We start from the raw sequence: 4,174 nt of genomic DNA, 5'->3' as shown, positions 1-4,174 counted from the left end.
CTTCTGCAGCGACTGCATCTCTTCCTCGGTGGGCGCCTTGGGGTTCTTCGCGTTCGCACCGCCGAAGCCGAAGCCGGAGCCCTGCGGCGCCTGCTGCTGCGGCTGGGCCGCCGCACCCGACGCGAGCGCCGCGCGCTTGGCGGGGTTGCCGACCTTCTTCTTCTTCGCGCCGCCCTGCTGCTGCTTCTTCTTGTCGCCGTGCATGCCCGGGATCGGACCCATGCCCGGCATCTGCGGCACGCCGCCGCGGGCGACGGTCTTCATCATCTTCGCCGCCTGCTCGAAGCGGTTCACGAGGGCGTTGACCTCGGTCACCGTGGTGCCCGAACCCTTCGCGATGCGGAGACGACGCGAGCCGTTGAGGAGCTTCGGGAGCTGGCGCTCCCGCTTCGTCATCGACTGGATGATCGCCTCGGTCCGGACGATCTCGCCCTCGTCGAAGTTGTCGAGCGCCTCGCGCATGCCCTTCGCACCGGGGAGCATGCCGAGCATGCCCTTGATCGAGCCGGCCTTGCGAAGCTGCTGCATCTGGCCGAGGAAGTCGTCGAGCGTGAACGAGTCGCTCGCGATCTTCTCGGCGACCGCGCGGGCTTCGTCCTCGTCGAAGGCCTGCTGCGCCTGCTCGATGAGCGAGAGGATGTCGCCGAGGTCGAGGATGCGGCTCGCCATGCGGTCCGGGTGGAACGGCTCGAAGTCGTCGAGGCCCTCACCCGTGGACGCGAACATGATCGGGCGCCCGGTGATGCTCGCGACCGACAGGGCCGCACCACCGCGGGCGTCACCGTCGAGCTTCGACAGGACGACGCCGGTGAAGTCGACGCCCTCCTGGAAGGCGCGTGCCGTGGCCACGGCGTCCTGACCGATCATCGCGTCGATGACGAACAGGACCTCGTCCGGGTCGACGGCCTTGCGGATGTTCGCGGCCTGCTTCATCAGCTCGGCGTCGACGCCGAGACGACCGGCGGTGTCCACGATGACGGTGTCGTACTGCTGGTCGACCGCGGCCTTGATCGCGTTCTTGGCGACCTTCACCGGGTCGCCGACACCGTTGCCGGGCTCCGGGGCGAAGACGTGGACGCCGGCCTGCTCGCCCACGACCTGGAGCTGCTGCACGGCGTTCGGACGCTGGAGGTCCGCCGCGACGAGCATCGGGGTGTGGCCGTCCTTCTTGAGCCACTTGCCGAGCTTGCCCGCGAGCGTCGTCTTGCCGGCGCCCTGGAGGCCCGCGAGCATGATGACCGTCGGCGGACGCTTGGCGAACTCGAGGCGACGCTGCTGCCCGCCGAGGATGCCGACGAGTTCCTCGTTGACGATCTGGACGACCTGCTGCGCCGGGTTGAGGGCCTTGTTCACCTCGTCCGAGAGCGCACGCTCGCGGACGGAGGCGGTGAAGGACTTGACGACCTCGAGCGCGACGTCGGCGTCGAGGAGCGCCCGTCGGATCTCGCGGACGGTGCCGTCGACGTCGGACGGGGACAGGCGACCCTTGCTCCGCAGGTTGCGGAAGGTCTCTGTCAGCCGGTCGGAGAGTGAACCGAATTGCGCCATGATCCGTCGATTCTACAAGGCGACCACCGACCGCCCCGACCGCGACCGCGCCGGTGCCCCGGGGACTACCGTCCACGTCGTGCACCTGAGGGAGATCGACGCCGGCGGATGGTTCCGCGCCGTCGGAGCAGCAGTGGTCGGCGGGTTCATGGCAGCGGTGTTCACGACGCGGTTCACCGGGGACGCGGCGGTGCTCGTGCTGGTGTCCGTCGCCACCGCGCTCGGCTTCCTGGTCCTCGTGGTCGCGGCCTGGGCCGGCGGGGGCGGCTACGACGTGCACCGGGAACTCCAGGCCTGGGTCCGCGGCGGCCCCGAGCCCGACGACGTGCGGCGCGACAGGAAGATGCGGTTCCTGCGGGACATCGTCGACCGGACCGGCTGGCACCTCTGGCTCGGCGCGGCGCTGGCAGTCGTGTTCGGCGGGATCGCCGTCGCTGACCTGGCCGGCGACCACGACGTCGGCGGTGCGCTCCTGACGGGGAGCACAGCGGTGATCTGGGCGGTCGTCACGGCGCGCGGGATCGTGGTGGAGCGGCCACACCGGGAGCGTGCGCAACTGCTGTACACCGAGCTGGCGATGACCGGGCGAGAGGCAGAGCCGCCGACCTCCTGATCGGTTGTTGTACGGCGTCCAGAAACCGGCGTACGCTCGTCCCATGCCGGAACTCGAGATCGTCCGGGTGCCGGGGCTGCTCGACTACCCCGAGGGCCTCGCGCTGCAGCAGCGCCTCCGCGCCGACATCGTCGCTGGCCGCTCCCCAGGCGCGCTCGTCCTCTGCGAGCACCCGTCCGTGTACACCGCCGGACGCCGCACCGAGCCGAGCGACCTGCCCACCGACGGTTCCCCCGTGGTCGAGGTCGACCGCGGCGGTCGCATCACGTGGCACGGCCCCGGCCAGCTCGTGGCCTACCCGATCGTCCGGTTGGCCCAGCCGATCGACGTCGTGGCGTGGGTGCGCGACCTCGAACAGGTCCTCATCGAGGCGGCCGCTTCTGCGGGCGTCACCGCCGAACGGGTCGACGGGCGGAGCGGCGCGTGGATACCGCGTGCCGACGGGTCGAACCACGACAAGGTCGGGGCGATCGGCCTGCACGTCGCGGAGGGGGTCACGAGCCACGGCATCGCGATCAACTGTGCGAACGCCCTCGAGGCCTACGCGGCGATCGTCCCGTGCGGCATCGCCGACGCCGGGGTCACGACACTGAGCCGCGCGGCCGGACGCCCCGTCGCCGTCGACGAGGTCGCCGCGCTCGTCGCACCGGGCGTACAGGCGGCGCTCGACGGCATGCACAGCGGCAGCAGGATCGCCTCCGCCAGCCGCGCGACCACGCCGCCCCGTCCCGACGGGCCGGGCCATCCCACCAGCCCGCACCCGACGGTCGGGGGCGAGCCGCGCCTCCCGTCCGACCCGGATCGCACCACCCACCTGCAGGAGGTCCCCGCATGACGCTCGCTCCCGAAGGCCGCCGCCTGCTCCGCGTCGAAGCCCGGAACGCCGAGACGCCCATCGAGACGAAGCCCGCGTGGATCAAGACCCGCGCGACGCAGGGTCCGGAGTTCCGCGACCTGTCCGCCCTCGTCAGGACCAAGCAGCTCCACACCGTCTGCCAGGAGGCCGGCTGCCCGAACATCTTCGAGTGCTGGGAGGACCGCGAGGCGACGTTCCTCATCGGCGGCTCGCAGTGCACCCGGCGGTGCGACTTCTGCAAGATCGACACCGGCAAGCCGAGCCCGCTCGACCGCGGGGAGCCCCGGCGCGTCGCAGACTCGGTCGTGTCGATGGGCCTCAAGTACGCGACCGTGACCGGCGTCGCACGGGACGACCTCGACGACGGCGGCGCCTGGCTCTACGCCGAGACGATCCGCCAGATCCACGAGCACTCCCCCGGCACCGGCGTCGAGATCCTCGTTCCGGACTTCAACGGCCGCCCGGACCAGCTCGGCCAGGTGTTCGACGCACGCCCCGAGGTCTTCGCCCACAACGTCGAGACGGTCCCGCGCATCTTCAAGCGGATCCGGCCGGCGTTCCGGTTCGAGCGCTCGCTCGACGTCATCACGCAGGGCCGTGACGCCGGTCTCGTGACGAAGTCGAACCTCATCCTCGGCATGGGCGAGGAGCGGCACGAGGTCATCGACGCGCTCGAGCAGCTGTACGAGGCCGGCACGGACATCATCACGCTGACGCAGTACCTCCGTCCGTCGCCACGGCACCTGCCCGTCGCACGCTGGGTGAGCCCTGCGGAGTTCGTCGACCTCCGCGAGATCGCCGAGGACATCGGGTTCTCGGGTGTGCTCGCGGGGCCGCTGGTGCGGTCGTCCTACCGGGCTGGGCGCCTCTGGGCACGCGCCACCGTGGCACGCGGAGGGACGGTACCGGAGCACCTGTCACACCTGTTGGAGGCACCGGCCGGTCGCCAGGCCGTCTGAGGCGCGGGGCGCGGGGCGATGGGTCCCGCGAAAGCGACAGGACCACGTGGACGGTCGGGCGCGCACAGTCGCTCTCGCGAAAGCGACAGTGCTCGTGCACCGAAAGCGACAGGACCACGCGAGCGGTGCGGAGCAAACTGTCACTCTCGCGAACGCGCGCTCCACGCGACGGACGGGAGGCGCGGTGCCAGCTGGCAC

At 71.1% G+C, this 4,174-nt stretch carries 4 protein-coding genes; 3 read left to right on the top strand and 1 reads right to left on the bottom strand.

What is annotated here, in order from left to right; genetic code table 11:
• Positions 1 to 1,548 (bottom strand): signal recognition particle protein (ffh, locus tag ACSW7Y_RS16450; RefSeq protein ID WP_438127314.1); only part of this gene is annotated, 1,548 nt, incomplete at its 3' end.
• Positions 1,549 to 1,627: 79 nt separating this feature from the next.
• On the opposite strand from ffh, the gene ACSW7Y_RS16445 reads away from it, so the two are divergent.
• The 3 genes from ACSW7Y_RS16445 to lipA are packed head-to-tail and all read left to right on the top strand — an operon-like array spanning position 1,628 to position 3,976.
• Positions 1,628 to 2,161: a hypothetical protein gene (locus ACSW7Y_RS16445; RefSeq protein ID WP_438127313.1), complete on the top strand. Its 534-nt coding sequence runs from the start codon at positions 1,628 to 1,630 to the stop codon at positions 2,159 to 2,161.
• Positions 2,162 to 2,204: 43 nt separating this feature from the next.
• Complete coding sequence (gene lipB, locus ACSW7Y_RS16440) at positions 2,205 to 2,996, top strand: lipoyl(octanoyl) transferase LipB (RefSeq protein WP_438127312.1); 792 nt, start codon at positions 2,205 to 2,207, stop codon at positions 2,994 to 2,996.
• Complete coding sequence (gene lipA, locus ACSW7Y_RS16435; protein WP_438127311.1) at positions 2,993 to 3,976, top strand: lipoyl synthase; 984 nt, start codon at positions 2,993 to 2,995, stop codon at positions 3,974 to 3,976. Before lipB ends, lipA begins: the two co-directional genes overlap by 4 nt.
• Positions 3,977 to 4,174: the final 198 nt, after the last annotated feature.

It is taken from the genome of Curtobacterium flaccumfaciens (assembly GCF_051548005.1).
In the GTDB taxonomy this organism is placed as follows: domain Bacteria; phylum Actinomycetota; class Actinomycetes; order Actinomycetales; family Microbacteriaceae; genus Curtobacterium.
Note: the sequence above shows the minus strand (reverse complement) of the source record. Positions and strands in the feature narration are given on the sequence as shown.

Bases quoted from the DNA above. Each gene is read 5' to 3' on its own strand.
- lipB (WP_438127312.1), top strand. From the start codon at position 2,205: ATGCCGGAACTCGAGATCGTCCGGGTGCCGGGGCTGCTCGACTACCCC.
- lipA (WP_438127311.1), top strand. From the start codon at position 2,993: ATGACGCTCGCTCCCGAAGGCCGCCGCCTGCTCCGCGTCGAAGCCCGG.